Raw genomic sequence first — 24,303 nt, forward strand, 5'->3', positions numbered from 1 at the left:
CGGCACACGTGAAATGATCATCTCGTGTCGCTGCCCAACGACGCTCTACGGGCTGTCACCCGGAAGAGAACTGAAAACCCGAAGACTGTGCTCGCGTTCTACGCAACAGTGCTCGGGATTCTGCTCGCGGCCGGAGTAGCGGCGGCGAGCGTCATGCTGGCGACGGGCGAAGGCGTAGTTTATGTGCCCTGGATCCTCGGGTTCTGCGGCGTGGTGTTTCTTCTGATCGTCGGTGGGGTCTTCTGGGTCGGTAAAACGGACCCTTCCAAGCTAATGCTGGGTCAGGTGACGGGTGAGGAGTACGCGGAAATCCAGAGGGTGCAGCTGGGCGACAGTTCAACTGGGGAACGGATAGCTCCATTGTTGGTTGCAGATCCCATAACCATCGAAGTCCTATCGGAGGATGCGGTCGGCGGCGAAGCGGGTGAACATTGAGCGACCCTCAGGTTTACATGATCGTTGTCGAGGGCATCGATAACACACAGCGGGCCTTGATGCACAACTGGATCAAGGCGAATGCCGAGGCTTGGTGGCACCAGCTCGCAGATGTTTGGGTAGTGATCGGGCACGATGCGGGCTATTGGAGAGATGGGCTGACGAGCTTTGCATTGCCGGTGAAGACCAAGTTGCTCGTGATAGCCGTCAAGGAAACTCCCGGGGGTCGATGGGCCTCTAAGTGGGTGGAAGGGACAGAATGGTTCGGAGCGAACCTCCCCGCGCAAAGAGGGCGCTCGACAAGAGCTGATCCGCTGCTACTCGCCGGGACGCCGGATTTCGCCGCAGCCCTCGCAGCGCCACGACCAAGCCCCATCGTCCAGCTCCATCTGCTCTAAAACGGTCCTGCACGTGGGCATTCACCATCGTGGCCGCCCGCTGCACTGCCGGCCCGAAGTGGCCGTCATCCCAAAGAGCGGAAGCCGCCGACCAGACGATCGGATGCAACAGATCAGCCGAGATTGATGGCGCTGAGGTACCGAGTCGGCTCCGGGTTTCCGCGTCCGTCTGCAGGCGTCCTAGGGCGTACTTCGCTTGCTTGATGCCCGGATCAAGGAGGTAGTACGTCCCATGCAGGCCGACCAGCTGCGGGAGAGTCTTCATCCCCATGACCCTTGCCACCACCCGGCTTGCTTGGTCTTCTGCGGCAAGGACCTTGTCCATAGCGGGAATGGCACTGGTGAGCTGAGTATCGTGTGAGCCCAGTCTTCGCGCGTCCTCCGCGAGCTTGATCCATGCTGCAAGCGTCTGCATCGCCCATTCGGTGTCCACTGCACAAAATTAGCCGTCGGGAGCCGGCGCGAAGCGCCGTGATCTATTGCGAATTCAGGCAGCCCGGAGTTCAACGCGATCAGCAGATCGAGCGCCTCCGCCTCGCGCACCTCGCCGACGATGAGCCGGTCGGGCCGCATCCGGAGCGCCTCCTTGATGAGCCGTCGCAGGCTCACCTCTCCCGTGCCCTCGAGCGAGGCCTGCCGGCATTGCAGCGCGACCCAGTCGGGCGCCGCGAGGGAGAGCTCGAACGTCTCCTCCACCGTGACGATGCGCTCCTCCGGTCGCGCCGAGGCGAGCAGCGCACCGATCAGGGTCGTCTTGCCGCTCTGGGTGGCGCCCGAGACGAGGATGTTCTGCCCGGTCCGCACGCACAGGTGGAGGAACTCCGCGGCCCGCGGAGTGAGCGAGCCGAGCCGGACCAGCTCGCGCAGGTCGCGCATCCCGCGCCGGAAGCGCCGGATGTTGACCGCCCAGTGCCGCCGCGTGATGTCGGGGATCGCGACGTGCAGGCGCGACCCGTCGGGCAGCGACGCGTCGACGAACGGCGTGCTCAGATCGACCCGCCGGCCGGTGGATTGCAGCATCCGCTCGACGAGGTCGCGCACCTGCACCTCGGTGAGGGTGAGCGGCACCCGCTCGGAGACGCCGTCGCGAGCGACGAAGATGCGGTCGGGTGTGTTGATCCACAGCTCCTCGACCTCGGGATCGTCGAGATACGGTGCGAGCTCGCCGAACCCGACCAGCCGCGCGAGCACCGCCCCCGTGACCCGGCTCTCGTCGTCGAGCATCGGCGCGGACCCGCCGAGCGCCTGCTCGCTGTAGCGACGCACCTCGTCGCGCACCACGTCATCCGCCCGCGCCCCCGCCGCCCCGAGGTCGAGCCCGTCACGGCGGACGCGCTCGCGCACCCGCCGCGTGATGAGGCCGACCGCGTCCGTCACCGCGCCAGTCTGCGCAGCCCGATGCCGTCGTGTCGCCGATTGTCCACAGCGCCCTCGGCCTGCGAGGATCGGAGGGAGCTGAAGGAGGACCCATGCTGGTCGTCGTAGGAGTCATCATCATCGCCACGGCGATCGTCGGCGGGGTGCTCCTGGTGGGAGCCTTCGTCGCCATGGTCCGCGGGCGCTGATCGGGCGCCGATCTGATCTAGTCGCGCGCGGGAGCCCGCGGGTCGAAGGAACAGGCCGCGGTCGCCGTCGCCACATCGTCGGCTGCGCCGCGGAAGCCGTCCTGGAACGGCAGGAGTCCCGCCGCGTCGGCGCGGCGGAGATAGCGCGCCGGCGAGGGCACCGGCCCCGGATCGACGCCGTGCGCCCGCAGACACGGCCAATAGGTCGTCACCTGGTACTCGAACAGCCGCAGCAGCGCGCTTCTCCCTGCCGCCGAATCGGCGTCGACGAACGCCGCCGGCAGCAGGCACATGTCGAAGGCGCCGAGCACGCGGTCGCGATCGAGCGGGGTGGCATCCGGCCGTCCGGGAGCCCGTGTGTCGACACGCGCGCCGCTCGCCGCCGGCACGATCTCGACATCGCCCAGCAGCTCACCGTGATAGTCCTGCGCCCCGGCGCGCAGGTTGCCGAACGCGAACGCGCCGCTGGCCTGAAGGCAGCGGTAGAGCACCGCCGGCTCGGTCGGCAGGGGCGGCGACGCCGACGACGGCGCCGGTGCCGGATGCGACGCGAGGACGATCGCCGCGCCCGACGCGACGATCGATGCGACCACGAGGCCCCAGACGCGGCGCGCACGCATCACGGCCTCGACGCGTCCGGGTCCACGGCCTCCAGCGGGCACTGCGCCGCGACGCGGAGGATCTCGGGCAGCGGCCGATCGCCCTCCATCGCGGCGGCCGCGAGCGCGTCGACGGGTACGGTTCCCCGGCCGCGGCGGGCGGGGGACCTCGCCCGGGTCGATGCGATGCGCGCGCAGGCACGGCCACAGCACAGCGACGTCGTACTGATACTGCCGCATGACGTCGGCCGGGAAGCGGATCGCCGCCGAATCCGTCGCGAACCGATAGGGCCCCAGGCACCGGTCCAGGCGTTCGAGGACCGCCGCGCGCTCGACCGGGGTCGCCTCCGCATGGCCCGCCAGGGGTGCCGCATCCGGCTGCTGCATGCCGACGGTCGGCCGGATGCGGTGGTCGCGCACGCGGACCGAGACCAGCAGGTTGCCATAGGCGGCACCGCCGCTCATGACGAAGCAGTACGAGAAGGCGACACCCTCGAGGTCGGCGGGCAGCGGGCATCGGCGCGCGCCGGTGCGGCGCGCGGAAGCGCCACGACGACGACCCCGGCGCAGACGATCGCGGCGACGAGCGCGAGCCAGCCGAGTCGGAGCGCCCTTCCCGGTCGTCGCGTCACCCTCTCATCCTGCGCCGTGCGCCGTCGATCGCCCAGAGTGCACCCGCAGCTAGGGTCGGCACATGGACGACGCGCCCATGGAAGACCCTGCTGGGCACGAGCCGGCGCAGGACGAGGGCACCTCGCGTCGCGGGTTCCTGCGTGCCGCCGGCATCGGCGCAGCCGGACTCGGGGTCGGCGCAGCGGCCGGTGCGGCGGGGATGGCCGCGACCCGGAATCCCGCGAACGCACGGTTGCGCGCACCCGTGCCCGCCATCCCGAACCGCGCGGACGGCCCCAGATTCGACCACCTCGTGGTCGTCATGTTCGAGAACCGCTCGTTCGACAACCTGCTCGGCTACCTCTACTCCGACGACACCGTGCCGGTGCCGGCCGGTCAGCGCTTCGAGGGGGTCGCGGGCAAGGCGCTGTCGAACCGCACGGCGGACGGCCTCGAGATCCCGGTGCACGGCTACCTCGGACCCACCGACCAGGTGATGCGCAGCCCCGACCCCGACCCGGGCGAGGAGTACCCGTTCGTCAACACGCAGCTGTTCGGCACGGTCGATCCCCCGGCGAACGCGCACCACCGCATCCCGGAGCTCGAGCCGCCGTTCAACGCCCCGCTCGATCACCGGCCCGCCACGATGAGCGGCTTCTTGCAGGACTACGTCGACAAGTGGCGCGCCGACCATGGCGGGCGTGAGCCCGAGCCCGACCAGGTGCGCCAGGTCATGGGCTCGTTCGCCCCCGAGATGCTGCCGGTGTTCTCCACGCTCGCGCGCGAATTCGCGGTCTACGACCACTGGCACTGCGCCGTGCCGTCGCAGACCTTCCCCAACCGCTCCTTCTTCCACGCGTCGACCTCGCACGGCTTCGTCACGAACGGCTTCAACCCCGGAGCCGGCAAGTGGGTCGACGCGGAGCTCAACCACGGCGACACCGTCTTCAACCGGCTCGAGCAGGCCGGCATCCCGTGGCGGGTGTACTTCGACGAGCGCCAGCTCATCTCGCTGACAGGTCTGCTGCACGCACCGCAGCTGGAGAGGTTCTGGAAGACCAACTTCCGCACGATGGATCGCTTCTACGAGGACGTGCGGGCCGGCACCCTCCCCGCCTACAGCTTCATCGAGCCGCGCCTGCTCTACGACCACAACGACATGCACCCGCCGGTCGGGCCCGAGACACGGGTGGATGTCGACGGCACCCTCATCGAGGGCGGCGGCATCTCCGACGTGCGGGCCGGCGACGCGCTGCTGCACCAGATCTACACGGCGATCCGCGAGAGCTCGTCGGCGACCGGGTCGAACGCGCTGAACACGACGCTGTTCATCACGTTCGACGAGCACGGCGGCACCTACGACCACGTGCCGCCCCCGCCGCGACACCGCCCGGGGCCCTGCCCGAGAACACCGAGATGGGATTCCGCTTCGACCGGCTCGGCGTGCGGGTGCCGGCGATCGTCGTCTCGGCCTACACGGCGCGTGGGCGCGTCATCAACGAGACCATGCACCACGGGTCGCTGGTGCGCACGCTGTGCGAGCGGTTCCGGATGACGGGGCTCACCGCCCGCGATCGGCACGCGCCGCCGATGACCAACGCGTTCACGCTCGACGCGCCCCGCGATCCGTCGACCTGGCCGACGACGTTTCCGCTGTACACGCCGCCGAACCCGGAGTCGATCGACCCGACCGCGGATGGCGACGACGACCGGCCGCTCGCGCCGCCCGGCATCGGGCTGCTCGCCCTGCTGCTGGCGAAGTACGCGCCGAACGAGCCGATCCCCCGCACCTACCGCGAGGCGTACGCGGCCGTGCACCGGCACGGCGAGGGGCTGTTCGGGCCATAACGGCGCCCTAGGCTGTCGTCACCGCGGGAGTGGTGAAACCGGTAGACACGCAGGATTTAGGTTCCTGTGCCTTCGGGCGTGTGGGTTCGAGTCCCACCTTCCGCACGCAGCGCCCCACCACTGCACCCGAGAGGAGCCCGCATGAGCAGCCCCACCACTCCCGCCGCCGCCGGTTGGTATCCCGACGGCATGGGCGGTCAGCGCTACTGGGACGGCGCGCGGTGGACCGAGCACCACGCTCCCGCGCCGGCGCCGGTCGTCGTCGTGCGGCAGCCCTCCAACGGGTTCGCCGTGGCGGCGCTCGTGCTCGGCATCGTGGGATTCGTGCTGATGGGGATCCCGTTGTTCATCGGGTGGTTCCTCGGCGGGATCCCCGACATCCTCGCGGTCATCCTCGGCATCGTCGGGATCGTCAAGGCGCGTGAGCTGGGCAACCGCGGCCTCGCGCTCGCGATCGTCGGACTGTGCCTCGGCGGCGTGAGTCTGCTCTCGGTGTTCCTCGGTGCCGGGTCGGTCTGGTGACTCGGCGCTCCGCGACTCAGCGCTCCGGCGCGGTGGAGCGCCGCGCCTGCGCCGTGTAGTCGTAGGTGCGCAGCAGGTGCCACGGCCCGCCGTCGACGCCCTCCCGCACATCGAAGACGAGCGCGCGCCGCTGGTCGTCGACCGCTTGGAAGCGCCAGCCGCGCCACGCCGGCAACGGATGCGTGATCGCCGGATGCCAGGTGAGCTCGAAGATGTCGTCCGCGTCGAGCGGCGTCGGGGTGTCGTTCACCCGATAGCGCCGGCCCTCCCAGACGAGGCGCACCGGCATCCCGTTCACGGTCCAGACCGTCAGCTCCATGGCCCGCTCCTCTCGCGTATTCGAACACATGTTCGAGTGTTAACGAGGATGCAAGCCCGGCCGGCACAGTTCAAGCCCGGGCGGCGTGTCGCGCGCCCCATAGTGTGAGACCGTCATGACGCAGCAGCTCGAAGATCTGCTCGGCCAGGCCGGACCGATCCTGTTCTATGCGGCGGTCTGGGGCCTGGTGTTCGCCGGCACGGCACTCTTCGTCGGGATCGTGCTGCCGTTCCTCACCGGCGACTCGCTGCTCTTCGCGGCCGGGATCGTCGCCGGACTGCTGCCGGATCGCATCTCGATCTGGATCCTCGCCGTCGGGGTCGGTATCGCCGCGGTGCTGGGCGACCAGGTGGGATTCGTGCTCGGGCGCCACCTCGGCCGTCCGTACCTGACGCGGCGGAAGGGGCGCTGGACGCGCGTCGCCGTCGCGAAGACCGAACGGTTCTACCAGCTGTTCGGCTGGTGGTCCGTCGTGATCGGCCGGTACATCCCCTGGGGTCGGGTCTTCGTGCCGCCGGTGGCGGGCATCGGCGGGATGGCGTACTGGCGCTTCCTGACCGCCAACGCCGTCGGAGCCGTGAGCTGGGGTGTGCTCATCACGGTGATCGGGTACTTCGCGGCGTCGACCCCCGCGGTCCGGCCGATCTCGTACGCGGTCGCCGGCGTCGTGATCCTCGCGTCGATCGTGGCCGGCATCCGGGCCTGGGTGCTCGAGCGGCGCCGCCGGGACTCCGCTGAGAGCACGCCGGAATCGCCCGAGGAGTCGGCGATCTGAGCACCGCTCTGGGACGATGGGGACGTGCCGTCTGCAATCGAGGATTACGCGCTCATCGGCGACTGTCACACCGCCGCACTCGTCGGGCGTGACGGCTCCATCGACTGGCTCTGTCTTCCGCGGTTCGACTCGTCGTCGACCTTCGGAGCCCTGCTCGGCACGTCCGACCACGGCTGCTGGAGCCTGCGTCCCGTCGGCGCCGAGACCTGCACGAGCCGCGGTTATCGCGCGGGCACGTTCATCCTCGAGAGCCGGTGGGAGACGCCGACCGGCACCGTCGAGGTGATCGACCTCATGCCGATGGGGGATCGCCGACCCGACGTGATCCGGCGGGTGCGCGGCGTCTCCGGAACGGTCCGGATGCGGCAGGAGCTGCGCATCCGGTTCGGCTACGCCGACGCGCTGCCCTGGGTGCGCAAGGTCGACGAGCAGGATGAGGAGGGTCACGCGAGCCGCGCTCTCGTCGCGGTCGCCGGTCCGGACTCGGTCGTCGTGCGCGGGCCGCGCCTCGAACCCGAGGACCACATGCACTCGGGCGAGTTCGACGTCGCCGAGGGCGAGACCGTCGACATCGTGATGACCTGGTTCCCCTCGCACCGGGAGCCGCCGCGGCCGGTCTCCGTCGACGGTCAGATCGCCGACACCGAGACCTGGTGGCGCGAGTGGCGCACCGATCCCGAGATCGACGACCGCGACATCCCGGAGTATCACGACGCCGTCGAGCGATCGCTGCTCGTGTTGCGCGCGCTGACCGACGAGGACACCGGCGGCATCGTGGCCGCCGCGACGACGAGCCTGCCCGAGAACGTCGGCGGCGAGCGCAATTGGGACTACCGCTACGTCTGGCTGCGCGACGCATCGCTCACGCTCGACGCCCTCATGCGGCACGGCGGCTTCCGTGCGGAGGTGCATCACTGGCGCGACTGGCTGCTGCGTGCGATCGCGGGAGACCCGGGCGATCTGCAGATCGTCTACGGCATCGCGGGCGAGCGCCGCCTGGCGGAGTGGGAGGTCGGCACCCTCCCCGGCTACCGCGGCTCCACGCCCGTGCGGGTCGGCAACGCCGCCTACCTGCAATTCCAGGGCGACATCTTCGGCGAGGTCATGCTCGCACTGGATCTCGCCCGCCGGGTCGGCATCGAGGACGACCGCTTCTCCTGGGCGCTGCAGGTGGCGATCCTCGAGTACCTCGAGTCGGCTCTCGATCGGCCCGACCACGGCATCTGGGAGATGCGCGGGCCCGAGCGGATGTTCACGCAGTCGCGCGCCATGATGTGGGCCGCATTCGATCGCGGCGTCGCGGGGGTCCGCGAGCACGGGCTGGAGGGTCCGGCCGAGAAGTGGGCCGGGCTGCGGGACCACCTGCGCAACGAGATCGAGGAGCAGGGCTTCGACAAGGACCGCAACGCGTACGTGCAGTACTACGGCAGCACCGAGGTCGACGCCTCGCTACTCACCCTCTCGGCCATCGGCTACGTCGCCGCCGACCATCCGCGCATGCTGGGCACGGTCGCCGCGATCGAGCACGACCTCATGCGCGACGGGCTGCTGCGCCGGTACCGCACCGAGGCCGACACCGACGGCGTCTCCGGAGACGAGCACCCCTTCCTCGCCTGCTCGTTCTGGCTCGTACAGCAGTACGCGGCATCCGGGCGGCTCGACGAGGCGACCGCGCTCATGGACCGGCTGGTCGCGCTGCGCAACGACGTCGGCCTGCTCTCGGAGCAGTACGACGTGACGAGCGGCGCGCAGACCGGCAACACTCCCCAGGCCCTGTCGCACCTCGCGCTGCTCCGGTCGGCCGACGCGATCGCGACGGCGCGCACGGGGCGCCCGTCCGTGCCGGGTCTTTAGCGAGCTCCCAGGGACTACTGTGGGCGGAATGCTCTCGACCGTCGCGCACCTGCCCTCGGCCCTGATCCCGTGGCTCGATCCGAGCCATCTGCTCACGACGGTCGGCCCGTGGGCGCTGGTCATCGTCTGCGGGTTCGTGTTCGCCGAGACCGGCCTGCTGGTCGGGTTCATCCTCCCGGGCGACACCCTGCTCGTGATCTCGGGCGTGCTGAGCTTTCCGGGCGCCCACAAGGTCATGCCGTTCAACATCGCGATCGTGGCGCTGCTCATCGTCGTCGCGGCGTTCCTCGGCGGCGAACTCGGCTATCTCATCGGGCGCAAGGCGGGCCCGCCCATCTTCGAGCGCAAGGAGAGCGGTCTCTTCAGCCGCAAGAACGTCGAACGCACCAACGCGTTCTTCGAGCGCTTCGGCGGGGTCGCGGTGATCGTCGCCCGGTTCGTGCCGATCGTGCGCACCTTCGCGCCGGTCGCCGCGGGCGTCGGCCACATGCCGTGGCGGCGCTACTCGCTCTACAACGCGATCGGGGCGGTGCTCTGGGGCGCAGGGCTGACGGTGCTCGGGTATCTGCTGAACTACATCCCGCCGCTGCGCGACTTCGTCACCAACTACATCGACGTGATCCTGGTCTGCGCCGCGCTGATCGCGATCGTGCCGACGACGTACCACGCCATCCGGTCGGGGATCGCCGCCCGCCGCGCCCGCCGCGCCGGCGTCAAGCCCCTCGACGAGACGCAGGCGAGGCTCGACGCGTCGGTGTGGGAGCGGCGTCGTCGCGACGAGGCCGGCCCCCGCTAACCGGCGATCGTCAGCGCGAGCAGCGCGACGTTCAGCCCCACGAGCAGCACGGCGGCCACGCCCGCGAGCGCGGTCGTCCACCAGCGGTTGGCGTTCTCGCCGAGCAGCCCGCGCTGCGCCGTGAGCCAGACCAGCGGCACGAGTGCGAACGGGATGCCGAACGACAACGCGACCTGACTCAGCACGAGCGCGAGGGTGGGGTCGACGCCGAGCACCAGCAGAAGGAGCGCCGGCAGGAGCGTGATCCCCCGGCGCAGCAGCAACGGGATCCGGCGCCGCAACAGGCCCGCCATGATCTCGGCGCCCGCGTAGGCGCCGACCGACGTCGACGCGAGCCCGGATGCCAGCAGCCCCACCGCGAACAGGGTCGCCACGACCGGTCCGAGCGCGTCGCCGATCGCCTGCCAGGCGCCGGGGATGGTGCTGGTGCCCTCGACGCCCCGCAGCGTCGACGCCGACAGCAGCAGGATGACGACGTTCACGGTTCCGGCGACGGCGAGCGCGATGCTGACATCGATGCGCGTGGCGACGAGCACCCGTCGACGCTGCGCGGGCGGCACCAGGCCGAACCGGTCGCGCGTCAGTGCGGAGTGCGCGTAGATCGCGTGCGGCATGACCGTGGCACCGACGATCGACGCGGCGAGCAGCACCGAACCCGTGCCCTCGAAGTGCGGGAGCAGCCCCGCGGTCGCCTGCGCACCGTCGATCGGCGCCGCGACGATGCCGGCGCAGAAGCCGACCGCGATGACGACGACCATCCCGGTGACGACCCGCTCGAACGTCGTCGACCCGCGGCGATCGTGCAGCGCGAGCAGCACCATCGACACCACGCCCGTGATCACCCCACCGAGCACGAGCGGCAGGCCGAACAGCAGCTGGAGGGCGATCGCTCCGCCGAGCACCTCGGCGATGTCGGTCGCCATGGCGACGAGCTCCGCCTGCACCCAGAAGGCGACCCGGGCGACCGGATGCCGCATCCGCTCCCCCAGCAGCCCCGGCAGGCTCCGCCCCGTCGACAGCCCGAGCTTGGCCGACAGGTACTGCACGAGCCACGCCGTCGCGTTCGCGACCACGACCACCCACACGAGCAGGTAGCCGAAGCGGGCGCCGGCCGTCACGTTGCTCGCGACATTGCCCGGATCGAGGTACGCGACCCCGGCGACCATCGCCGGCCCCAGCAGGGTGACGAGCCGGGCCGGTCGCACAGCGCCGGACGCGGTCACCCGTACCGGCGGCGCAGGAACTCGACGAGCTGCCCGAACGCGCGCGCCCGGTGGCTCACGGCGTTCTTCTCGGCCATCGTCATCTGGGCGGAGCTGCGCTGCTCGCCCTCGCCGGCGAAGACCGGGTCGTAGCCGTGCCCGTTCTCACCCACGGGCGCGGTCAGCACCCGGCCCGGCCACTCGCCGCGTTCGAGGTGCTCGAACCCGCCGTCCGCGAGCGCGGCGACGCAGACGAAGCGTGCGGTGCGGTCGCTGACGCCCTCGAGGCTCGCGAGCAGGTGCGCGTTGTTAGCGGCGTCGCTCTTCTCGCCGCCGGCGAGCTGCGAGTAGCGGGCGGAGAAGATGCCCGGGGCGCCGCCCAGCGCGTCGACGGCGATCCCCGAATCGTCGGCCAGCGCCGGCAGCCCGGTGAACGCCGCGGCGGCGCGGGCCTTGATGAGCGCGTTCGCCTCGAACGTGTCGCCGTCCTCGACCGGCGCCGGCCCGTCGTACCCGACCAGCTCGTGCGGCCCGAGCCGGTCGCCCAGGATGCGCCGGAGCTCGGCGAGCTTGCCCGCGTTGTGCGTGGCGAGCACGAAGGTGGTCACGGAAGGCCCAGGGCGGTCCGCTGGATGCGCGCGAGCTCGGCCGTTCCCGACACCGCCAGGTCGAGCAGCGCGTTCAGCTCGGTGCGGTCGAACGGCGCGTGCTCGGCGGTGCCCTGCACCTCGATGAAGGCGCCCGAGCCGGTGACGACGACGTTCATGTCGGTCTCGGCGCGCACGTCCTCCTCGTAGGGGAGGTCGAGCCGCGGCTCGCCGTCGATGATGCCGACGCTCACGGCGCTCACGGAATCCCGGAGGGCGAGCGCCTTCTTGCCGATGAACCCGCGCTCCCGGCCCCACTCGACGGCGTCGTGGAGCGCCACGTACGCGCCGGTGATCGCGGCGGTGCGGGTGCCGCCATCCGCCTGCAGCACGTCGCAGTCGATCACGAGGGTGTTCTCGCCGAGCGCCTTGGTGTCGATGATGCCGCGCAGGCTGCGCCCGATGAGGCGGGAGATCTCGTGGGTGCGGCCGCCGACCCGGCCCTTGACCGACTCGCGGTCCATGCGGTCGTTCGTCGAACGGGGCAGCATCGCGTACTCCGCGGTGACCCAGCCGGTGCCCTTGCCCATGAGCCAGCGCGGCACGCCGTTCGTGAAGCTCGCAGTGCACAGCACGCGCGTGCGGCCGAACGAGATGAGGGCGCTGCCCTCGGCCTGCTCGCTCCAGCCCCGCTCGATGGTCACGGGGCGAAGCTGGTCGGCGGTGCGGCCGTCGGCTCGGGTCATGGGGGCTCCTCGGGGTCGGGTTCAGGGCTGCGGGATGACGATGGCGCCGGTCTCGAACGTCTCGACGTGGCGCACCTCGGGGCCGAGGAAGCGCGCGGCGAGACGCTTGAACCCGGCCTCATCGGAGCCCGTGGACTCGAAGCGGTGCTGCGCCTCGCCGGCCGAGCGCGCGATCCCGTGGGTCACCAGCTCGCGGTAGACGTCGGCCGCGGTCTCGTCGGCGCTCGACACGAGGCGCACATCGGCACCCATCACATACTGGATGGCCGCCGACATGAGCGGGTAGTGGGTGCAGCCGAGCACCAGGGTGTCGACGCCGGCGTCGCGCAGCGGCGCGAGGTACTCCTCGGCGACGGCGAACAGCTCGGGACCGCTCGTCACGCCCGCCTCCACGAATTCGACGAAGCGCGGGCACGCCTGCTCGAACAGCTCGAGGCCGGGGGCCGCGGCGAACGCGTCCTCGTAGGCGCGGCTCTGGATCGTGCCGTCGGTGCCGATCACGCCGACCCGGCCGTTGCGGGTGGCGCGGACCGCGGCCCGCACGGCCGGCCGAATGACCTCGACGACCGGGATGCCGGCGGCGGCCTCGTAGCGCTCGCGGGCGTCGTGCAGCATGGCCGCGCTCGCGGTGTTGCAGGCGATGACGAGCGCCTTCACCCCGCGATCGACGAGGTCGTCGAGCACGGCGAGTGCGTACGCGCGCACCTCGGCGATGGACTTGGGGCCGTAGGGCGAGTGCGCGGTGTCGCCGACGTAGAGGATCGACTCGTGCGGCAGCTGATCGATGACCGCGCGCGCGACGGTCAGCCCGCCGACCCCGGAGTCGAACACCCCGATCGGTGCGTCGATGCCGGCCACGTCATCAGCCTACTGAGCGGGTCGGGCAGCGGCCGACGGCCGCATATCCAGAGCGTCACTAGGCTCGATCGCGTGACCAGCTCCCTGCTGACGGACCGGTACGAGCTGACGATGATCGACGCGGCACTGCGCGACGGGCGGGGTCACGAGCGCAGCGTCTTCGAACTCTTCGCGCGCCGGCTTCCGACCGGCCGGCGCTATGGCGTCGTCGCCGGCACGGGCCGGTTCCTCGAGCTGCTGCAGGAGTTCCGGTTCTCAGGCGACGACCTCGCGTTCCTGAAGCGCGAACGGGTCGTGCACGACGACACGCTCGACTGGCTCGAGGGCTACCGCTTCTCGGGCGACGTGCGCGGCTACGCGGAGGGCGAGCTCTACTTCCCCGGATCGCCGATCCTCGTCGTCGAGGGCGGTTTCGCCGAGGCGGTCGTACTCGAGACGCTCGCGCTGTCGGTGTTCAACTACGACTCGGCCGTCGCCTCCGCGGCGGCGCGCATGGTGCAGGCGGCCGAGGGGCGGCCGCTGTCCGAGATGGGATCGCGGCGCACCGGCGAGCGGTCAGCGATCGCCGCCGCGCGCGCCGCGTACATCGCCGGGTTCGCGGCCACCTCCAACCTCGAGGCCGGACGCGAGTGGGGCATCCCGACGATGGGGACCGCAGCGCACGCGTTCACGCTCCTGTACGAGAACGAGCGGGACGCCTTCCGGGCGCAGGTCGCCGCCATGGGAGCGGGCACGACGCTCCTCGTCGACACCTATGACATCCCGACCGGCGTCGAGAACGCGGTCGCCGCCGCCGGCACGCAGCTCGGTGCGGTGCGCATCGACTCCGGCGACCTCGGCATCATCGTCGACCAGGTGCGCGCCCAGCTCGACCGCCTCGGTGCGACGAACACCCGGATCGTGGTCACCAACGACCTCGACGAGCACGCGATCGCGGGGCTGCGCTCGGCCGCCGTGGACAGCTACGGCGTGGGCACGTCGCTCGTGACCGGCTCGGGGGCGCCCGCCGCGGGGATGGTCTACAAGCTCGTCGCGCACCTCGGCGACGACGGCGGGTGGCTGCAGGTGGGCAAGACCTCCGAGGGCAAGGCGACCGTCGGCGGTCGCAAGCAGCCGGTGCGCGCGCTGCACGACGGCGCCGCGACCGGGGAGGACATCTACGTCGAGGACCCGCCGATCGACGCCGCAGCGGGACGCCCGCTGCTCGTCGACCTCGTGCGCGGGGGCGAGGCGGATGCGACCCGCCTCGGCCACGACGGCGTGCTCCGCGCGCGCGCCCACCACGCGGCCGCGATCGCGGAGCTTCCCGTCGAGGCGCTCTCCTCGCCCGCGGCGAGCCCGCGCTCCCCACCCGCTACCTCTGACCCGCGCTTCGCGCCCGTCGCGCCCGTCGCGCGCGCGTCGCTCCCCTCATCGACCCCAATTGGTCTGCGTGAGCGCCGTCACGCCCCCGATCGCGCACAATGAACGGCTCAACGCCGCAACACCGGGATGCGTTCGAGCCGGACCATCGAGCGATCCAGCCATCCCCTCCCGCGCAGCCGCTGGCCGATGCGCGCGACGGTCTCCCGCGTGCGGTCGAAGAGGTCGTCCGCGGTGACGTGGGCCAGCACCACGCCGTGGTCGGCGATCCGCTCGTGGCGATGCACATCGGCCCGATGCTGCGTCCGTTCGCGGTGATGATCGCCATCGTACTCGGCACCCACGCCGAACTCCGGCCAGAAGAGGTCGATGAGCACGCCGCGGAGCTCGGCGTTGAGCTCGGGTTCCGGGAGCCCGGCGCAGCCCGCGACTACGCGGAGCAACGACTCCGGGCGCGACCACGCGCCGGCGCGTGCGAGGCTCAGGGCACGCCGCAGGTCGGTCACCCCGGGCACATGCCGACGCCGATCCACCGCCGCGATGAGATCGGGCCGGGTGGCCAGCGGCCGCACGTCCCTGTTGGGCAGCCCGGTGATCAGGAAGTCGGCTGCGGCCACGAGGTCCGGCGTCGACAGCACCCCCGCGAGCGAACACCAGGTGTCGGCGGGAGAAAGCACTCGCAAGCCGGCGCACTGCGTGATGGATACGAGGTCGGGGTCGTGGCGATGTCCGACGACTCCGCGACCGCGCGCCTGAGGGCGCTCGAGCGGCGACGATATGTGCAGGCGCTGGTCGCCGATCCACGGCAGCGGGATGCCCCACAACCGTGCCGCCGTGGTCGACGAGAATGCGGCGCGAGTGGCCATCTTCGTTGCGTACGCGCGGCACAGCGCATCGTGGCCGTCGACGCGGCCGACGACGCGGACGCCGTGAAACGGTGAGGTCAGCTGCTCCGATCGCAGGAGCTCACGGCCGAGCCCGAGCTCGAGTGCGTCGCGGACCCGGAAGGTCTCGGCCGGCCATCGCGTCATCCGGCGATGATGACGTCGTCTCGGCCGCCTCTGACGCCCGCTCAGGGTTGAGTGTGCGCAATCGGGAGTGTGCTCAGCCTGAGGAGGACCAATTAGGGGAGACGCCGCGCGGGCGGCGCGAGACGCGGGGCGGGCGAGACGCTGGGCGCGGGAGGCGGCGCGGGTTACTTCATGCGCTCGTAGATCGCCTTGCAGTCGGGGCAGACCGGGAACTTCTCGGGATCGCGGCCCGGCACCCACACCTTGCCGCAGAGGGCGCGCACCGGCTTGCCGGTGACCGCCGACTCCACGATCTTCTCCTTCTGCACGTAGTGGGCGAAGCGGTCGTGGTCGCCGTCCTCGGTGAGCTCGTCGTTCAGGAGCTCCTCGAGCTCGCGGTCGAGCACATCGGTGCCGCCGCCGGCGGTGTCCGGGGACTGCGGGTCGCTCATGCGCCCTAGTTTCGCATGGTGAAGGCGAGGAGTTCCGGCCCGCGTCGGTCGAAACCGCGCCCCCCGCCCCGGATGCCGAGCGCCAGCGTCGCCCCCCGAACACGACGCCCGCGAGCAGCGACACCCAGTTCCACGCGCCGGGCACGCCCGCGAGCCACAGCCCCGCGGCCGCGAACGCGGGCAGCGCCGTCACCAGGACGAGCAGCAGCGACAGCGCCTGCGCCGCCCCGCCCGCGCCATCCGCCGTCTGGGGATGACGGAACGCCCCGTCACCGGGCCGCGGCGCCGCGTACGGCAGCTGCGCCGACACCCCGCTGCCGACGCCGACACTGCCGAGCAGCAGCGCGAGATTCACCCCGACCACGGCGGGCAGGATCGTCCAGTCTCCGTGCCCCCAGGCGGTGAGCGGCGCGCCGACGAGCACGAGCAGGGCCCCGAGGACGAGCGGGGGCCACATCCGGCCGATCCGGTCGTGCACGCCGCGCGTGCTGGCGGCGAGGTGCTGCCAGAGCGCCGTGTGGTCGTACGCGACGTCGTTGTGCGACGTCGACCAGGCCAGCACGATGACCATCACGGGCAGCGGCACGAGCACGCCCGCCGGGAAGGGCACACCGCCGACCCACATCGCGAGGAGCATGAGGATCGGGATGGCGGGCAGCGTCGCGACGACCGTGCGGTAGCGCGGGTCGCGGGCCCAGTACGTGAAGCTGCGCGCCGTGATCGCGCCGGCGGGGGTCGACGGCGTGCGGCCGAACCACCCGGGCGCATGGCGGGCCACCGCGACCCGCCGCTGCGGCCAGGTCGCGCGCTGCTGGAGCACGACGACGAGCGACCACACCGCGGCCAGCACGACGATCGTGCCGACCCCGATCAGGATCGCACTGCCGACCCGGTCGCCCTGCCCGAGCAGGCGGTACGAGGGCGCCGCCCAGAGCGCCCCGAAGGGTGAGCCGGCCATCGCGTCGATCGCGGGCGACGAGTCGATGGGACGGATGACGCTCAGCGCGATCCGCACCCCGGGCGCGATCCGGTCCGGCACCAGCAGGAACGCGCGCGTCAGGATCACCGCGACGGCGGGCACGATCGCCGCCACCATGAGCACGACGGCCACGGCGCGCACCCAGCGGCCCAGCCGCCGGCGCGAGCGCAGTGCGGCGCCGATCGCCGCGCCGATCCGCAGGCTGAGAAGCGTCTGCACCACCAGCAGCACGGCGCAGCCGAGGGTGAGCGCGGCATCCGCACCCCGCCAGACGCCGAGCGGGGCGAGCACGACCGCGATCACGAGCACGGCGGGACCGATGAGCGTGAACGCCGCGAGCACGGGGATGAGCACGGCGCGCGGCATCCGATACCCGATGAAGCCGCGCGCGGGCATGAGCTCTCGGCGCGCCAGGATGATCGGCACGAGCAGCGCCGCCAGCGAGCCGACCGCGCCGAGCCCGATGATGGAGCGGGCCATGAACTGCGGGCCGCTGCCCTGCAGCATCCGGATGCCGGCGAACGCGAGCGCCACCACCAGGATCGCGACGAGCAGGCCCACGACCCGCACCGCCACGTCGCGGCGAGCGCCCCGGAACAGGTTCGCGACGAGCCGCAGTCTCAGTCGGAGAAGCTCTGCAACCACTCCATGCCCTCCACCGCGGTCGCCCCGCCGGCGAGTTCGACGAACCGGTCCTCGAGTGTGGTGCCGTCGAGCACCTCGGACATCGGGCCGGCGGCGAGCAGTCGCCCCTCGGCGATGATCGCGACGTTGTCGCAGACGCGCTCGATGAGATCCATGCTGTGGCTGGAGAGCAGGACCGTGCCGCCGACCTGGGCGAACTTCTTGAGCACGTCGATCACGAGCTGCGCCGACACCGGGTCGACGGACTCGAACGGCTCGTCGAGCACCAGCAAGCGGGGGCTGTGGATCATCGCCGCCGCGATCGCGATCTTCTTGACCATGCCGGCGGAGAAGTCGGAGACGAAGCGCCGGGATGCCGACTCCAGTCCGAAGGCCTGCACGAGGTCCGCCGCGCGGCGAGCGACGGTCGCGCGGTCGAGGCCGTGCAGCGCACCCGCGTGGTGCAGGAACTCGGTGCCCGTGAGACGGTCGAAGAGGCGGAGGCGATCGGGGAGCACGCCGAGCGAGCTCTTCGCGGTCGCGGGGTCGGTCCACACGTCGGCGCCGTCGATGAGCACGGTGCCCGAGTCGGGGCGCAGCAGGCCCGTCACCATCGCGAGGGTCGTCGTCTTGCCGGCGCCGTTCGGGCCGACGAAACCGTAGAAGCAGCCGCGCGGCACGTCGAGGTCGACCCCGTCGACGGCGGTCACGGAGCCGAAGTGCTTGGTCAGCCCGCGGATCGCCAGGGCGAGGTCACCGGCAGGCTCGCCGAGCGGGGCGAGGGTCGGGGCCGCGCGCGGCGCGGGCTCCGGCTCGAACACCGGCATCGCCTCGAGCTCCGGCTCGGGCGCAGGCTCCGATCGCGGCGCGAGCTCCGGCTCGGCTGATGCGCTGTCCGCCTCGGTCGCGAGAGAGGTCGGCGACAGGGGCGAGCTCGGTCCGCTCCTCGGTGCCGGGCTCCTCGGTCACCACGGTCGCGGCGGCGGCGCGGCCGATCGTTCCGGATCGCGCGGTCGACCGCGACGACCCGGCCGCCGGCGAGGACGCGGCGCGAACGGGGGTGCGCCCCGACGAGGCCTTGCCCGGCTTGCCCGACCTGCCCGAGGCTTTGGCCGACGGGACCGTGTCCGACGAGGACGCGGCGGGGGCGGTCTTCGCGGTCGGCGGACGGCGACCGGCGGAGCCGCTGCGGGCGGTCGATGCACGCCCCGTCCGGCCCGGCGAGGCCGGTGTCGGCTCGTCGGGCTGGGCATCCACGGGTCCACCCTATCCGGCAGGTGAGGACCCGTCGGGTGGGGGTTTGCCGTATTACAAAACGGGAACGCTTAGGCAACGTCCAGGGGTTCGTTATCGACCGGAAGGTAAACTCATCACGGCACATCGGGGTGTCATCGCCGTTCCGACGCACTCCGTCCGGGCGGCGTTTCCATGAGATCACCTCCGAGGAGAGACCCCATCATGACCACGCAGATCGTCATCCTGGCCGCCGGAATGGGCAGCCGTCTGGGCCGCTCCCTGCCCAAGCCGCTCACCGAGCTGAACGACGGCCGCACGATCATGCAGCAGCAGCACGACAACATCCGTCAGGCCTTCGGCCGCGACGCCAGGATCACGGTCGTCGTGGGCTACAAGTACGAGCACATCGTCGAGGCCTTCCCCGACGACGACTTCGTCTACAACGAGCAGTACGACGAGACCAACACGTCGAAGTCGCTGCTGCGTGCCCTCACCGCCTCCAAGGACGGCGGCGTGCTCTGGATGAACGGCGACGTCGTGTTCGATCCCGAGGTGCTCGTGCGCGCCGGCGACCTGGTCGCGCGCGACGAGAGCTTCGTGACGGTCAACACCGCGAAGGTCTCCGATGAGGAGGTCAAGTACACGGTGGATGCCGCCGGGTCGATCCGGGAGCTCTCGAAGACCGTCGAGGGCGGCCTCGGCGAGGCGGTCGGCATCAACTACGTGTCGAGCCGCGACAAGGCGGCGCTGCTGCGTCACCTGCACCGGGTCGGCGCCCAGGACTACTTCGAGCGCGGGATCGAGCTCGCCATCGCCCAGGACCGTCTGAAGTTCCAGCCGGTCGACATCTCCGACCTCTACGCCGTCGAGATCGACTTCGCCGAGGACCTGGAGCGCGCGAACCTCTTCGTCTGACTCACGACTCCTTCAGCGGGCACCACGCGCCCGCTGGATAGGGTGATCGCGTGACCACGACGACCGCCGCGCCCTCCCCGGCGCAGCGGCGTTCCGCGGCCGAGCGCTACTGGCGCTCGCTGTGGCTGCTGACCGTGCGCGACCTGCGCGTGCGGTACACGACGTCGTTCCTCGGGTACCTGTGGTCGATCATCGACCCGCTACTCATGGCCTGCATCTACTACTTCGTGTTCGTGCTCGTCTTCCGCCGGCAGGGGACGCTCGGCGAGGAGCCGTACATCGTCTTCCTCGTCTCCGGCCTGCTGCCCTGGATGTGGTTCAGCAACGCGGTGACCGACTGCACCAAGGCGTTCACCCGCGAGGCGAAGCTGCTGCGCTCGACCACCATCCCGCGCACGATCTGGGTGGCGCGCATGGTGCTGTCCAAGGGCATCGAGTTCGTCATCAGCATCCCGGTGCTGATCCTGTTCGCCGTCGTGTTCGGCGCGGCGTTCCACTGGCAGACGGTGCTCTGGCTGCTCGCGGTCGTCCTGCAGGCGGCCCTGCTGATGGGGATCGGACTCATCGTGGCGCCCCTCGTCGTGTTCTTCCGCGACCTGGAGCGCGCCATCCGGCTCGTCCTGCGCCTGCTGTTCTACGCGACGCCCATCGTCTACAGCTTCGATCAGCTCGACCACCTCGGCGCGATCAAGACGGTCGCCGCCTTCAACCCGCTGAGCGGGATCATGGGCCTGTATCGCAGCGCGTTCTTCCCGCAGGATCTCGACTGGTTCTCGGTCGGCGCGAGCGCCCTCGTCGCGATCGTGCTGCTCGTCGTCGGGGTGTTCGTGTTCCGCGGCAGCATCCGCACGGTGCTCAAGGAGATCTGATGGCGAGCCCGTACCCCGCGGAGGGCACCATCCGCGTCGACGACATCGGCATCCGGTTCAAACGCAACCGGAGCGGTCGGCGCAGCTTCAAGGACCTGTTCGCCGACCGGTCACGGCGCGCGAAACCGGGTGAGTTCTGGGCCATGCGGCACGTGTCGTTCGAGGTGGCGCCGGGCGAGGCGATCGGCGTGGTCGGCCGCAACGGTCAGGGCAAGTCGACGCTGCTCAAGCTCGTCGCGCGGGTGATGCTGCCCGACGAGGGCCGCATCGAGGTCGAGGGCGGCGTGGCACCGCTCATCGAGATCACGGGCGGCTTCGTCAACGACCTCAGCGTGCGCGACAACGTCTACCTGACCGCGGGACTGCACGGGATGTCGAAACGCGAGATCGACGCGGCGTTCGACGAGATCATCGACTTCGCCGAGATCGCCGACTTCGCCGACACCCCGTACAAGCACCTGTCGAGCGGCATGAAGGTGCGGATCGCGTTCTCGGTCATCGCGCGGCTCGAGGAGCCCATCCTGCTGGTCGACGAGGTCCTGGCGGTCGGCGACAAGGCGTTCCGCGAGAAGTGCTACCGCCGCATCGACGAGATGCTCGTCGGCGGGCGCACGCTGTTCTTCGTCTCCCACAACGAGAAGGACCTGCTGCGCTTCTGCCGGCGCGGCCTCTACCTCGACCGCGGCGAGCTGAAGCTGGACGCTCCCATCCAGGAGGTCATCGACCGGTACAACGCCGACTACCTTGTGAAGGGTGCCTGAGCCCGACCCCGGCGACCTCGAGCCGATCACGCTGCACCCGCGAGTGGTGCAGGCGCTCGACCGGGTGCTCGCGCTGCAGCGACCGGTCGTGCTGGCGCACATCCGCTCGATCCGGGCGCGGCGGCCCGCGGCATCCCCCGCGGAGCTCATCACCTCGCTCGAGCGGCGTTACCTCGCCGCAGTGACCGGCGGTGGCGCGGCCGTCGGCGCCACCGCGGCGATCCCCGCGGTCGGCACCGCCGCATCGCTTGCGATCTCCGGCGCCGAGACGCTCGGCTTCCTCGAGGCGAGCGCTCTGTTCGCGCAGTCGGTGACCGAGGTGCACGGCATCGCGATCACCGACCCCGAGCGCGCCCGCACCCTCGTCATGGCGATGATGCTCGGCACCGGGGGCCAGGATCTGGTCCGCCAGCTCGCCGGCCAGGCCGCCGGCGGTGAGAACCGCACCCGGTTCTGGGGGAACTGGTCGGCAAGCAGTTGCCGCGGGTGGCCGTCGACCGGATCGGCGAGAAGATCCGCCACGCATTCCTGCGGCGGTTCGCGGTGACGCAGGGCGGCACCCTCGTCGGACGGGCACTGCCGTTCGGCATCGGCGCCGTCGTCGGCGGCACGGGCAACCACCTGCTCGGCCGCAAGGTCGTGCAGTCGGCGCGGTCGGCGTTCGGCCCTGCGCCGGCCACCTTCCCGGAGGAGCTCGCCGTCATACTGCGCGCGTCCCGGCCTCGACGGGTCGGGGTGCCGGATGCGCTGCGCCGCTTGCCGAAGCGCCTGCCGTTGCCATCGCGGGCGGCGGATCACCCCCGCGGGACCGCCACTCGGCCTGAGTCGCGCCCCGTCGTTACGCCGGCATTACGGGCGATGGATAGCGTCGCGCCATGCCACGGCGTCCCCTCGTCGCGCTGGCCGTCAGCGCCGCGCTCGTCCTGAGCGCGCTGTCCGCGTGCGCACCGGCCTCCTCTCGAACCGCGCCGCCCGACGGAGCCCCGGAGCACGCGCGGTTCGGTGCGCCCGCCAAGCCGGACGGCCGCACGCTGCAGCTGCAGGATGACGTGGTCACCGTCGGCGGCGGACGCAACGCCGTGTGGGGCGCGAGCTCCGACGGCACCACCTGGACTCTCGACGGCAACGCCCCCGGCATGGACAAGCTGGCCGTCGACAAGATCCTGCTCGCCACCGGCTACGCGACCGGTCGCGTCGTGCAGATCACCCGGCACGGCGACAAGACCGACGTGGTGCTCGCCCCGATCGCACTGACCGACCTCGTGAAGAACGGCGAGGTGCGCTTCGACCAGGACGTCAAGCCCGACCAGCTGCAGGTGCAGGGCTTCGACGGCGGCACGGTGCAGGACGCGAAACCGCGGGCGGACGGCAGCATCGCCCCGACCGCGTACGTGCGCCGCGCCGACCGGCCCGATCCCGCGGATCCGCTCGCCGACAAGCCGCTGCCCGTGCCCGCGAAGGAGTTCTCGCATGAGACCGAGGACTGGAAGCTCTCCGGCGGGACAGCACGCGACGGCCTCCACTTCTCGGTCGAGACCGAGGCAGCCGGACTCAAGGTGTTCGGCACCGCGACCCTGCTGTTCGACGCGCTGCACATCAACCTCGGCACCGTGATCGCGAACTCGATCGCAGGAGGTGCGACCGGACGGGTCTCCGGCATCCAGGGCGTGCGGGTCGACCTCCAGGCCGGATCGCAGAACAAGGGCGGCAGCACGATCAAGAAGGAGTTCAAGCTGCCCTTCGAGATCCCGGTGCAGACGCTCATCGGCGGGGTGCCGGTGTTCGCCAAGTTCACGACCGCGGTCACCGTCGACGCGGGCCTCGTCGGCACGGATGCGACCATCACCGGCGCGGGCGAATGGCACCTCGGTGCGCCCCTGTCGATGTCGATCAACGGCCAGGCGGTGAACTCCGACACATCGCAGGACCTCAAGGTCGTGCACAGCATCATGGACTCGATCAGCGGCATCGCCCTCGGCGGCGCGGTGTTCAACCTCGGGTTCAAGGTGACGATGATGACCGGGATCGGCGCCCCTACTTCGGCGCCGGTGTCTTCGCGTCGTTCATCGTCACCGTCGGCATCGGGATCGGCTCCGCGCTCGGGTCGCCGTTCGCGCTGTGCAGATCGGCGAGCTACGACATGGCGCTCGGCACCGGCTACGGCATCGTGACCGAGCCGAACATCCTGACGGCCCTCCTCGAGCGCGTGCCCCATGTGAAGGACGTTCTGCCCGACAAGGACCTGACCCGCCAGGCGACGAAGTCGATCCTGCACCGGAAGCAGACGATGCCCGACGACGCCGTGTGCAACGGCGGCGCCGACGACTGAGGCCCCTCCCCGGACGGGCGGTGCGGTGGCCTCCACAGACCTCGCGCCGCGGTCGGATGCCGCTCCTAGCTTTCGGGATGTGGAGCCCTACCGTGTGCCGTTCCTCTTCGATCGGAGCCGCGCGCCTGCCTACCGCCTGGTCAACATCGGCGCGGAGCGCCTGCGCGGTGTGACGGTGGCCCTGGTCGACTCGGGTGTGATGTCGCCCGTGATGCCCGGCGCCCTCGAACCGACCCAGGCGATCGAGCTGCAGATACGCGGCGAGCACTTGGAGCTGAATGCGACCCTCCTGGTGCGCTGGCTGCGGCCGAGCGGCGACGAGTACCTCTGGCGGGTGTGCTTCTGACTACGCCTTCGACCGTCGCTCGCGCTCCCGCACATAGTCGGCGGCGGCGTAGCTGACCCGCGAGGGCGGCAGCTGGTCGACGGTCATCCCGCGCAGGAACTCGCCCGGATCAACGCCGAGCACCCCGGCGAGGCGCACGAGCGTCTCCAGGTTGGGGTTGCCCATCCCCCGCTCGATGCGGCCGTAGTGGGCGACGTTGATGCCGGCGAGGTTCGCGGCATCCATTTGCGTGATGCCCACGCGCTGCCGTTCCGCCAGCACTCGCTCGCCCAGCAGGCGAGCGGCGTCGAAGGCGGCGGGCATG

23 protein-coding genes, 1 tRNA gene and 4 pseudogenes are annotated in these 24,303 nt (G+C 71.0%); 17 read left to right on the forward strand and 11 right to left on the reverse strand.

The window, feature by feature from the left end:
• The first annotated feature begins 24 nt into the window (after positions 1–24).
• Complete coding sequence (locus tag QQK35_RS03150) at positions 25–435, forward strand: hypothetical protein (protein WP_284252826.1); 411 nt, start codon at positions 25–27, stop codon at positions 433–435.
• Between the two features lie 659 nt (positions 436–1,094).
• On the opposite strand, the gene QQK35_RS03155 is transcribed toward QQK35_RS03150, so the two are convergent.
• Entirely contained in the window at positions 1,095–2,210 is a 1,116-nt protein-coding gene (locus tag QQK35_RS03155) for a TadA family conjugal transfer-associated ATPase (protein ID WP_284252828.1), read from the reverse strand.
• Positions 2,211–2,415: 205 nt separating this feature from the next.
• A complete protein-coding gene (locus QQK35_RS03160; protein ID WP_284252830.1) occupies positions 2,416–3,021 on the reverse strand; it encodes a hypothetical protein in 606 nt (201 codons plus the stop codon).
• 910 nt (positions 3,022–3,931) lie between these two features.
• Here QQK35_RS03160 and QQK35_RS03165 point away from each other — a divergent pair.
• The 4 genes and pseudogenes from QQK35_RS03165 to QQK35_RS03180 form a co-directional block, all read left to right on the forward strand.
• A pseudogene (locus QQK35_RS03165) lies at positions 3,932–5,100 on the forward strand (alkaline phosphatase family protein); the annotation flags it as partial.
• A 60-nt stretch (positions 5,101–5,160) separates the two neighbouring features.
• Positions 5,161–5,457, forward strand: coding sequence for a hypothetical protein (locus tag QQK35_RS03170; protein ID WP_284255778.1), 297 nt, complete (start codon positions 5,161–5,163; stop codon positions 5,455–5,457).
• 23 nt (positions 5,458–5,480) lie between these two features.
• A tRNA-Leu gene (locus QQK35_RS03175) sits at positions 5,481–5,562 on the forward strand.
• Between the two features lie 36 nt (positions 5,563–5,598).
• On the forward strand, positions 5,599–5,979 hold the full coding sequence (locus tag QQK35_RS03180; protein WP_284252832.1) for a DUF2510 domain-containing protein: 381 nt from the start codon (positions 5,599–5,601) through the stop codon (positions 5,977–5,979).
• 16 nt (positions 5,980–5,995) lie between these two features.
• On the opposite strand, the gene QQK35_RS03185 is transcribed toward QQK35_RS03180, so the two are convergent.
• Complete coding sequence (locus QQK35_RS03185; RefSeq protein ID WP_284252834.1) at positions 5,996–6,298, reverse strand: hypothetical protein; 303 nt, start codon at positions 6,296–6,298, stop codon at positions 5,996–5,998.
• Between the two features lie 115 nt (positions 6,299–6,413).
• Here QQK35_RS03185 and QQK35_RS03190 point away from each other — a divergent pair, with 115 nt between their 5' ends.
• The 3 genes and pseudogenes from QQK35_RS03190 to QQK35_RS03200 all read left to right on the forward strand — a co-directional run bounded on the left by QQK35_RS03190 (position 6,414) and on the right by QQK35_RS03200 (position 9,723).
• Positions 6,414–7,073: a DedA family protein gene (locus QQK35_RS03190; protein WP_284252836.1), complete on the forward strand. Its 660-nt coding sequence runs from the start codon at positions 6,414–6,416 to the stop codon at positions 7,071–7,073.
• A gap of 15 nt (positions 7,074–7,088) precedes the next feature.
• Positions 7,089–8,927: pseudogene (locus QQK35_RS03195) on the forward strand (glycoside hydrolase family 15 protein); the annotation flags it as partial.
• 28 nt (positions 8,928–8,955) lie between these two features.
• On the forward strand, positions 8,956–9,723 hold the full coding sequence (locus QQK35_RS03200; RefSeq protein WP_284252838.1) for a DedA family protein: 768 nt from the start codon (positions 8,956–8,958) through the stop codon (positions 9,721–9,723).
• Here QQK35_RS03200 and QQK35_RS03205 read toward each other — a convergent pair.
• From QQK35_RS03205 to murI, 4 genes are read right to left on the reverse strand one after another with little or no spacing between them, the layout of a single operon-like run.
• Positions 9,720–10,889, reverse strand: coding sequence for an Nramp family divalent metal transporter (locus tag QQK35_RS03205; protein ID WP_284255580.1), 1,170 nt, complete (start codon positions 10,887–10,889; stop codon positions 9,720–9,722). The genes QQK35_RS03200 and QQK35_RS03205 overlap by 4 nt on opposite strands.
• A gap of 53 nt (positions 10,890–10,942) precedes the next feature.
• A complete protein-coding gene (gene rdgB / locus QQK35_RS03210; protein ID WP_284252840.1) occupies positions 10,943–11,533 on the reverse strand; it encodes an RdgB/HAM1 family non-canonical purine NTP pyrophosphatase in 591 nt (196 codons plus the stop codon).
• Complete coding sequence (gene rph, locus QQK35_RS03215) at positions 11,530–12,258, reverse strand: ribonuclease PH (protein ID WP_284252842.1); 729 nt, start codon at positions 12,256–12,258, stop codon at positions 11,530–11,532. Before rph ends, rdgB begins: the two co-directional genes overlap by 4 nt.
• A gap of 21 nt (positions 12,259–12,279) precedes the next feature.
• Entirely contained in the window at positions 12,280–13,116 is an 837-nt protein-coding gene (murI, locus tag QQK35_RS03220) for a glutamate racemase (protein WP_284252844.1), read from the reverse strand.
• A 111-nt stretch (positions 13,117–13,227) separates the two neighbouring features.
• On the opposite strand from murI, the pseudogene QQK35_RS03225 reads away from it, so the two are divergent.
• Positions 13,228–14,480, forward strand: a pseudogene (locus tag QQK35_RS03225) (nicotinate phosphoribosyltransferase).
• 108 nt (positions 14,481–14,588) lie between these two features.
• On the opposite strand, the gene QQK35_RS03230 reads toward QQK35_RS03225, so the two are convergent.
• Positions 14,589–15,509: a hypothetical protein gene (locus QQK35_RS03230; RefSeq protein WP_284252846.1), complete on the reverse strand. Its 921-nt coding sequence runs from the start codon at positions 15,507–15,509 to the stop codon at positions 14,589–14,591.
• Between the two features lie 164 nt (positions 15,510–15,673).
• On the reverse strand, positions 15,674–15,940 hold the full coding sequence (locus tag QQK35_RS03235; protein WP_284252848.1) for a DUF3039 domain-containing protein: 267 nt from the start codon (positions 15,938–15,940) through the stop codon (positions 15,674–15,676).
• Positions 15,941–16,341: 401 nt separating this feature from the next.
• Between QQK35_RS03235 and QQK35_RS03240 the strand changes: the two genes are divergently transcribed.
• Positions 16,342–16,620 (forward strand): hypothetical protein, encoded by a 279-nt coding sequence (locus QQK35_RS03240; RefSeq protein ID WP_284252849.1) that lies wholly within the window; start codon positions 16,342–16,344, stop codon positions 16,618–16,620.
• Positions 16,621–17,539: 919 nt separating this feature from the next.
• On the opposite strand, the gene QQK35_RS03245 is transcribed toward QQK35_RS03240, so the two are convergent.
• Positions 17,540–18,370, reverse strand: a complete 831-nt coding sequence (locus QQK35_RS03245; RefSeq protein ID WP_284252850.1) for an ABC transporter ATP-binding protein — start codon at positions 18,368–18,370, stop codon at positions 17,540–17,542.
• Between the two features lie 631 nt (positions 18,371–19,001).
• Here QQK35_RS03245 and QQK35_RS03250 point away from each other — a divergent pair.
• From QQK35_RS03250 to QQK35_RS03280, 7 genes and pseudogenes are all read left to right on the forward strand, one after another.
• Positions 19,002–19,694 (forward strand): phosphocholine cytidylyltransferase family protein, encoded by a 693-nt coding sequence (locus QQK35_RS03250; RefSeq protein WP_284252851.1) that lies wholly within the window; start codon positions 19,002–19,004, stop codon positions 19,692–19,694.
• Between the two features lie 50 nt (positions 19,695–19,744).
• Positions 19,745–20,563 carry an ABC transporter permease gene (locus QQK35_RS03255; RefSeq protein WP_284252852.1) on the forward strand — a complete coding sequence of 273 codons (819 nt, stop codon included), beginning with the start codon at positions 19,745–19,747 and terminating at the stop codon, positions 20,561–20,563.
• Positions 20,563–21,324: an ABC transporter ATP-binding protein gene (locus QQK35_RS03260; protein WP_284252853.1), complete on the forward strand. Its 762-nt coding sequence runs from the start codon at positions 20,563–20,565 to the stop codon at positions 21,322–21,324. Before QQK35_RS03255 ends, QQK35_RS03260 begins: the two co-directional genes overlap by 1 nt.
• Complete coding sequence (locus QQK35_RS03265) at positions 21,317–21,871, forward strand: hypothetical protein (protein WP_348534874.1); 555 nt, start codon at positions 21,317–21,319, stop codon at positions 21,869–21,871. Before QQK35_RS03260 ends, QQK35_RS03265 begins: the two co-directional genes overlap by 8 nt.
• Entirely contained in the window at positions 21,811–22,251 is a 441-nt protein-coding gene (locus tag QQK35_RS19570) for a hypothetical protein (protein WP_348534875.1), read from the forward strand. The genes QQK35_RS03265 and QQK35_RS19570 overlap by 61 nt, the downstream gene beginning before the upstream one ends.
• Positions 22,200–23,653 (forward strand): annotated as a pseudogene (locus tag QQK35_RS03270) (hypothetical protein). The gene QQK35_RS19570 and the pseudogene QQK35_RS03270 overlap by 52 nt, the downstream one beginning before the upstream one ends.
• Positions 23,654–23,732: 79 nt before the next feature.
• Entirely contained in the window at positions 23,733–23,999 is a 267-nt protein-coding gene (locus QQK35_RS03280) for a hypothetical protein (protein ID WP_284252856.1), read from the forward strand.
• On the opposite strand, the gene QQK35_RS03285 is transcribed toward QQK35_RS03280, so the two are convergent.
• A complete protein-coding gene (locus tag QQK35_RS03285) occupies positions 24,000–24,302 on the reverse strand; it encodes a helix-turn-helix domain-containing protein (protein ID WP_284252857.1) in 303 nt (100 codons plus the stop codon).
• Position 24,303: the final 1 nt, after the last annotated feature.

Source organism: Pseudolysinimonas kribbensis (assembly GCF_030161895.1).
Lineage (GTDB): Bacteria > Actinomycetota > Actinomycetes > Actinomycetales > Microbacteriaceae > Pseudolysinimonas > Pseudolysinimonas kribbensis.

Coding starts and splice junctions, on each gene's coding strand:
- QQK35_RS03180 (WP_284252832.1), top strand. CDS start 5,599: ATGAGCAGCCCCACCACTCCCGCCGCCGCCGGTTGGTATCCCGACGGC.
- QQK35_RS03185 (WP_284252834.1), bottom strand. CDS start 6,298: ATGGAGCTGACGGTCTGGACCGTGAACGGGATGCCGGTGCGCCTCGTC.
- QQK35_RS03205 (WP_284255580.1), bottom strand. CDS start 10,889: ATGGTCGCCGGGGTCGCGTACCTCGATCCGGGCAATGTCGCGAGCAAC.
- QQK35_RS03190 (WP_284252836.1), top strand. CDS start 6,414: ATGACGCAGCAGCTCGAAGATCTGCTCGGCCAGGCCGGACCGATCCTG.
- QQK35_RS03170 (WP_284255778.1), top strand. CDS start 5,161: ATGACGGGGCTCACCGCCCGCGATCGGCACGCGCCGCCGATGACCAAC.
- rph (WP_284252842.1), bottom strand. CDS start 12,258: ATGACCCGAGCCGACGGCCGCACCGCCGACCAGCTTCGCCCCGTGACC.
- QQK35_RS03230 (WP_284252846.1), bottom strand. CDS start 15,509: ATGACGCGATGGCCGGCCGAGACCTTCCGGGTCCGCGACGCACTCGAG.
- QQK35_RS03285 (WP_284252857.1), bottom strand. CDS start 24,302: ATGCCCGCCGCCTTCGACGCCGCTCGCCTGCTGGGCGAGCGAGTGCTG.
- QQK35_RS03235 (WP_284252848.1), bottom strand. CDS start 15,940: ATGAGCGACCCGCAGTCCCCGGACACCGCCGGCGGCGGCACCGATGTG.
- QQK35_RS03245 (WP_284252850.1), bottom strand. CDS start 18,370: ATGCCGGTGTTCGAGCCGGAGCCCGCGCCGCGCGCGGCCCCGACCCTC.
- QQK35_RS03250 (WP_284252851.1), top strand. CDS start 19,002: ATGACCACGCAGATCGTCATCCTGGCCGCCGGAATGGGCAGCCGTCTG.
- QQK35_RS03260 (WP_284252853.1), top strand. CDS start 20,563: ATGGCGAGCCCGTACCCCGCGGAGGGCACCATCCGCGTCGACGACATC.
- QQK35_RS03200 (WP_284252838.1), top strand. CDS start 8,956: ATGCTCTCGACCGTCGCGCACCTGCCCTCGGCCCTGATCCCGTGGCTC.